Origin of the sequence: Christiangramia sp. 3-2217-3z (assembly GCF_051195275.1) — a bacterium.
In the GTDB taxonomy this organism is placed as follows: Bacteria; Bacteroidota; Bacteroidia; order Flavobacteriales; family Flavobacteriaceae; genus Christiangramia; species Christiangramia marina.
The window spans coordinates 1-5,198 of record NZ_JBNJLI010000022.1 but is presented as its reverse complement, the minus strand read 5'-3'; the positions used below and the strand labels follow the sequence as shown (position 1 = coordinate 5,198).

The window sequence follows — 5,198 nt, the reverse complement described above, 5'->3', positions numbered from 1 at the left end:
GTTTGTTGGTCAAGTTAATTATTTTCTTACTAACGGTGCCGCTTATTGGCGATTAACCGTTGTTGTTGCCAGTTTTAGTTTGTACTAAGGCTTTTTATATAATCTAAGGTCAGAACTTTATAATCGATATCCATATCTTTTGCACTCTCTTCTATACTTTGTTTAAATCCAATTTCTTTTCTTAATTCATTAACTGCGGAAGGAGATTCGATTGGCCATATAAACGATTCCCATACGGTTTCATTCGTTTTGGGATCTTTAATCTCATGTCCACTAGCTTGCGTCCCATATTTTTGGGGCAATCCCTTATACATTAGCATTCTATCTTCCATCATAGCCACTAAAGTCATTGGGATTTCCTTTTCTAAACCTGCTTTTTTTATTAATGGAAAATATTCTTCAATTTTGTTTGAATGCTGTATGACACTCCAGGCAACTGTATTGGTCGGTTTTCCGACAAGCGAGTTTCCAGGATAACCGTTTTGTTTAATAATGTTAGAAACTTCATGAATATTTATTGTGTCTTGTTTTGATACAATTTCCCAACCTTCTTCTTTGAATTCTTCCCAGGTATATCCAAACTTTGTTAGAATGGATTTCTTTTCTTCATTTGAAATAGGATAAAATAATTTTCTAAGTTCTTGATCCTTTTCTTCAATAGAATCAAGCTTTATTTTAAGGTCATAGTTGATTTCCTGAGCAGAAATATTCGTTATGATTAAAAGAAGTATTACGGAAATTATATATCTCATTTTTCTTGACTAAAATTGGCTACAACGGTCTCGGTTATCGCAAGTTGCGGGAGTAGGGACGCGGACTTGTCGGATTAGTTGTTTTCTTTCCTGGTTTCTAAAATTACACTTTTTCGACAAAACCCATTATTTGCGATCAACCGATGTTGCCTGCAGTTCTTTAGGATACTAAATATTACTCAAAAACTTAATACTTAACTAGCCTTTACTTTTTACCAAAACTTCCACCAGGATTTGAGATTCTTCTGTTCAAAGTCCTTACTTGGATAGATATCAATAATATGATTATAATTTTCAATATCTGTAGCAATCAATTCAAATTTTTCCTCAATTAAATTAAGGGCTTTTACTGAGCCTCCAAAATCAAAGACGAAGTTTCGATTAGAGCTATTCGTAATATGAACGTTGTCATATTCTTTATCAGTCTTAGAAATGAAAACCATTATCCAATCGCCGTTTTTAAAGTCGTAATTTTTATCAATCTGATCAGTTCTATAAAAACCCCGAGTAAACGGTGAGTGATGTTCAAATCCTATTGGATATTGAATGTAATTTACGAAGTAATTGAATCTTTCGATGTCTGGAGTATTAGCGAATAAGATTAAAAATGAATCAGTAGTACCTTTTTTTCTGAATAGCTGAATTCCTCTAACAAACTCTGTATTAGCATATAGATTTGCTAAATTCATTAAAACATTTTCAATAATGTCAGTTTGGACATTCTCAACTATTATATAACATTTCATTTTTCTTCTTTGTAATACTATTGGTGAATTGCAGGCAACGGTCTCGGTTATCGCCAGTTGGCGGAGTATGGGACGAGGATTTGTCGGCTTAGTTTAGTTTTGTTGGTCAAGATAATTATTTTCTTACTTACGCTACCGCTTATTGGCGATCAACCGATGTTAGCCCTAGTATGATTTCACTTCTCTAATTTTATAATTGAATCTTTTCCCGCTCCAAATTTCAAAGTCGTTCTATACTTTACAGGATAATTCAAATCCAAGTAATAATATTTCTCCCATCGATCTAACTTTCTGGCTATTTCTAAGGCGAGCTTTTGAAACTCTGATGTAGGTGATTCATGTTTATTTTTAATCAAGTTTAAGTCAAATATAGTATCAACAATCTCTTTTTTGTAATTGTTTCTGGGAAAAAGATTTGCTTCTGTAAGCTCTCCCTCATTATCAACATCTATAATAATAGGAGCGAATGAAGAAGGTATGAACCTTTTATTCCTATAACTTTCTAAGATAGAATCAATATTGACCAGGAGCTTGGGGTTATTGAAACTGTGTCGATATTTATATAAGTTTAATTCATTTCCATTATTCAAAACTTTTTGCTCCTCAAATGGGATATTTCTTTCATTTATTATTTTACTGTTCGAACAGTAATATGAGAATGTATTTTGACCTCTATTTTTTCTGGCATAAACTAACCATAATTCACCTTTTTCCACATTCCAATCACAGGATGTGAATTGACCAGTTATTTCACCTTCTGAGTTCAATTTAAAATTTAGTAATTCAGGATTTTCACCATGTTTATAGTGTTTCCGAATCTCAAATGTAACAGTATAAGTAAGTGAATCAGAAGCATAAACTTTCTTTATTACCTTGCCTTCGAAGACGTAATCAGATTGATAGAATTCTATTGCTGGTTTGGGAGTTTCACAACTGCAGGCAAAACTACTCACAGTCATGAAGATTAGTAATATAAAAATTAATCTTGTTTTCATATTAGGGCTAACGGTCTCGGTTATCGCCAGTTGGCGGAGTAGGGGACGCGGATTTGTCGGCTTAGTAATTTGTTGTCGGTCAAGTTAATTATTTTCTTAATAATGCTGCCGCTTATTGGCGATCAACCGATGTTAGGTGTAGTTTTTTATTCTCGAATCCTTCTTTTTAAATCCATACTACCGTGTAATATTCTTGTGATTTCAATCTCATCCTTAGAAATTTCGCGATAAAATATAATATGTTTCTTTACTCTCAATCCGAGTAATCCAGAAGTAATTCCTTCATAGTTTTTCCCCAAGTATGGCTTTTCAGTTATTTCCTCAAAACTTTCAATCAGATTTTGGTAATAATAGTCAGCTTGTTGTTCTGACCATTTTTCTAGTGTATATCCCCAAATATTAGTCAAATCAGCTACGGCCTTTTTGGTTAAATAGTACTTAGCCATTCAGACTGTTATTTGATTTTAAAGATTCAAGATGTGTTTTTGGATCAAAATTGTAATCAATTCCACTATCAATTCCTTCTTGAATTGCATTTTTCAAAGCAGCAACTTTACTTTCTTCCTCTTCTAATAATCTCAATCCAGCACGAATTACTTCGCTAACATTTTTGTATCTGCCTTCATTTATTCTACCTCTCACGAATTGATCAAAGTAATCACCTAATGATATGGATGTATTTTTATTCATTTTTCCTCTTTTTTTTCAAATATACCCAAAATTGGTAACCTTTACAAGTTGAAAAATTACACCTAACGGTCTCGTATATTCGTCAGTTGTGGCAATGAAGAAACGGATTTGTCCGATTTAGATTTTTATTCCTGATTCTATTAAACTTACTTTTAGTTCAATGGCCGCAATTGCGAATATGCGTTGTTGGCAGCTGGCATTAGTTCTATTGCTTATTAAATTTAACACTTAAGCTTTCTTCTGATACTTCACTACTTAGAATCATTCGCTTTTCTTGTAAAGAAACAATCTCCCACTTTATTTCTTCTTCTATACATTGAAAATTTAAATCTAGAATTCTAGTTGTTTCTGTTAAAATATAGGTTCCATCACAATCAAGAAATGTATCGGAAACTGACAAGTCTTCCTTGAATTTATAAGTGAATTCTTCAGAATCATTTAAATCTTGAAACTCACCAATACCGTCACCAGGATTTTCAGTAGCTTCAATAGCAAGCCAACTACCTTTTAAATTATTGATATTAATTTCTAATTCGGTTTCATTTGTATTTTTTATATCATCATCTTCTTGACAAGAAAATAGTACAAAGGCCATCGTTAATATTAGGATACTCTTAATTTTCATAATATGTTTTAGTTTAAGACTTTATTTTTTACTTCTTGAAATTGTCAAAATATAATAAAACTCTTTGGGAATTTTAAATTTCCCAATAAATTCCAGAAATAATTTATTGTTTTATTATAGATATTTAAATTTTGTTCTTTAATCTATTTTTCTTTGCTTGCTGCCAACGGTTACGGTTATCGCAAGTTGCGGGAGTAGGGACGCGGACTTGTCGGATTAACTCTTTTGTTTCGTGGTTTATAAAATTACTCTTTTTTCTCAATACCCGTTATTCGCGATTAACCGATGTTGGCAACAGTTATTTTTTTACACTTCTCAATTTTAGCATTAATTTTTCTCCAGTTTTTGTCAAATACCAAAATAAGGACATTCCACCATTAGTAGCTTTAGCGTATTTAAGTTCAATCAATTCTAAAGCTTTCAAATGTATTTTAATTGTTTGAAAATCTTGATCTATTAACCATGGAGTGCCATTAGAAATATAATCATCTGTAGTTTCATAAATAACCTTTGCCAGCGTCTTTTGTACAGAGAAGTCATTAGGATTTTCTAATAGATAAGGTCCTATCAAGCTAAAGAGTTTCCCCCAAGAAATTTTTATAGACCAATCACTTTTTTTATCTTGTTTATAACGATTATCCCACCATACTCTTTTACCAGATAATTCTATAATATCATCTAGGCCCGCTAACTCAATTTCTTTATCAACTTCCGTAAATTGCGTTGGAGCATTATTTAACAATTTTTCGTTTTCTTTTCTTAGCTCATTAATTTCCTTATATAATTCAGGATCTGCAACTGTATTTGCTCTTACCCATCCAATTGCTGGATAAGTTTTTATAGTTTTAGATAAACTTAAAGCAACTAAGCCAGGTAATTCCTCTAGATTTCTCCAAAATTTAACTAATCTATTTGTTGCAACTTTATCTTTGAAATTTTGAAGTTTAATTCTTAGAGCTTCATTTTTCTCGGATTTACCAATTGGTATATCATCTGAATTTCCATGAATTAAGGCAATCACTTTTATACCTTTTTCTATCGCATAGTTGTATTCCATTTCCGTATAACTAATTCCTTTCTCTGACAAAGTTCCATATCTTCCGCCAATTATCAGAATATAGTAATCGCAATCATCAATCACTTTTTTTATAAATTCAAACTGTTCTTGGTCTATAGCTGGAAAAATTTCCATTCCTGCAGGAATACAATCTAATTCCATAACAGTCTGGATTACTTTCGCTCTTTCTTCCTTCAAATCTGCAAAAGTAGAGCTTATAAATACTTGATATCGTTTATTCATTCTAAATAATTGTTGCCAACGGTTTCGAATAATCGTCAGTTGTGGTTGAAGGTATTCGGATTAGTCCGCTTAGGTTTTTGTTTCCTGGTT

At 32.0% G+C, this 5,198-nt stretch carries 7 protein-coding genes; all 7 read right to left on the bottom strand.

Going from position 1 to position 5,198, the window contains the following annotated elements:
* Nucleotides 1-74 precede the first annotated feature (74 nt).
* The gene (locus tag ACSHZO_RS15635) at nt 75-752 is read right to left on the bottom strand and encodes a DUF6624 domain-containing protein (protein ID WP_298248384.1); all 678 of its coding nucleotides are present in this window, start codon (nt 750-752) and stop codon (nt 75-77) included.
* Nucleotides 753-964: 212 nt separating this feature from the next.
* The gene (locus ACSHZO_RS15630; RefSeq protein WP_298248385.1) at nt 965-1,441 is read right to left on the bottom strand and encodes a hypothetical protein; all 477 of its coding nucleotides are present in this window, start codon (nt 1,439-1,441) and stop codon (nt 965-967) included.
* Between the two features lie 233 nt (nt 1,442-1,674).
* Nucleotides 1,675-2,493 carry a hypothetical protein gene (locus tag ACSHZO_RS15625; RefSeq protein ID WP_298248386.1) on the bottom strand — a complete coding sequence of 273 codons (819 nt, stop codon included), beginning with the start codon at nt 2,491-2,493 and terminating at the stop codon, nt 1,675-1,677.
* Nucleotides 2,494-2,639: 146 nt separating this feature from the next.
* Nucleotides 2,640-2,939: a type II toxin-antitoxin system RelE/ParE family toxin gene (locus tag ACSHZO_RS15620; RefSeq protein WP_298248387.1), complete on the bottom strand. Its 300-nt coding sequence runs from the start codon at nt 2,937-2,939 to the stop codon at nt 2,640-2,642.
* Entirely contained in the window at nt 2,932-3,183 is a 252-nt protein-coding gene (locus ACSHZO_RS15615; RefSeq protein ID WP_298248388.1) for a type II toxin-antitoxin system ParD family antitoxin, read from the bottom strand. The genes ACSHZO_RS15620 and ACSHZO_RS15615 overlap by 8 nt, the downstream gene beginning before the upstream one ends.
* A gap of 205 nt (nt 3,184-3,388) precedes the next feature.
* The gene (locus tag ACSHZO_RS15610) at nt 3,389-3,808 is read right to left on the bottom strand and encodes a hypothetical protein (RefSeq protein WP_298248389.1); all 420 of its coding nucleotides are present in this window, start codon (nt 3,806-3,808) and stop codon (nt 3,389-3,391) included.
* Between the two features lie 298 nt (nt 3,809-4,106).
* Nucleotides 4,107-5,108: a DUF4062 domain-containing protein gene (locus tag ACSHZO_RS15605; RefSeq protein ID WP_298248390.1), complete on the bottom strand. Its 1,002-nt coding sequence runs from the start codon at nt 5,106-5,108 to the stop codon at nt 4,107-4,109.
* Between the last annotated feature and the right edge of the window lie 90 nt (nt 5,109-5,198).

Excerpts from the sequence above, each read along its gene's own strand:
- ACSHZO_RS15605 (WP_298248390.1), bottom strand. The coding sequence starts at position 5,108 with ATGAATAAACGATATCAAGTATTTATAAGCTCTACTTTTGCAGATTTG.
- ACSHZO_RS15615 (WP_298248388.1), bottom strand. The coding sequence starts at position 3,183 with ATGAATAAAAATACATCCATATCATTAGGTGATTACTTTGATCAATTC.
- ACSHZO_RS15630 (WP_298248385.1), bottom strand. The coding sequence starts at position 1,441 with ATGAATTTAGCAAATCTATATGCTAATACAGAGTTTGTTAGAGGAATT.
- ACSHZO_RS15635 (WP_298248384.1), bottom strand. The coding sequence starts at position 752 with ATGAGATATATAATTTCCGTAATACTTCTTTTAATCATAACGAATATT.
- ACSHZO_RS15625 (WP_298248386.1), bottom strand. The coding sequence starts at position 2,493 with ATGAAAACAAGATTAATTTTTATATTACTAATCTTCATGACTGTGAGT.
- ACSHZO_RS15620 (WP_298248387.1), bottom strand. The coding sequence starts at position 2,939 with ATGGCTAAGTACTATTTAACCAAAAAGGCCGTAGCTGATTTGACTAAT.
- ACSHZO_RS15610 (WP_298248389.1), bottom strand. The coding sequence starts at position 3,808 with ATGAAAATTAAGAGTATCCTAATATTAACGATGGCCTTTGTACTATTT.